At 49.9% G+C, this 413-nt stretch carries 1 rRNA gene; it reads right to left on the reverse strand.

From position 1 onward, the window contains the following. A 16S ribosomal RNA gene (locus E0D86_RS21265) occupies positions 1 to 216 on the reverse strand; the annotation flags it as partial. Between the last annotated feature and the right edge of the window lie 197 nt (positions 217 to 413).

Genomic DNA, 413 nt, shown 5'->3' on the forward strand with positions numbered 1-413 from the left:
AGCGCAAGGCCCGAAGGTCCCCTGCTTTCTCCCGTAGGACGTATGCGGTATTAGCGTTCCTTTCGAAACGTTGTCCCCCACTACCAGGCAGATTCCTAGGCATTACTCACCCGTCCGCCGCTGAATCGGGGAGCAAGCTCCCCTCATCCGCTCGACTTGCATGTGTTAGGCCTGCCGCCAGCGTTCAATCTGAGCCATGATCAAACTCTTCAGTTCAATACTGCATGGGTTTTGAGAAAACCCTAAACTTGGCTCAGCAATCGCAATCTCTTCTCAAGGTCACCCTAAAGAAGAGCACTCAATGATTTCTCGCTGAGTATTTGTGATGCTGATAATCTTGCTGACTACCAGTCTTACCTCACAAGCACCCACACGAATTGCTTGATTCAGTTGTTAAAGAGCGTTTCGATCAA

Origin of the sequence: Pseudomonas sp. IC_126, from assembly GCF_004331835.1 — a bacterium.
Lineage (GTDB): Bacteria > Pseudomonadota > Gammaproteobacteria > Pseudomonadales > Pseudomonadaceae > Stutzerimonas.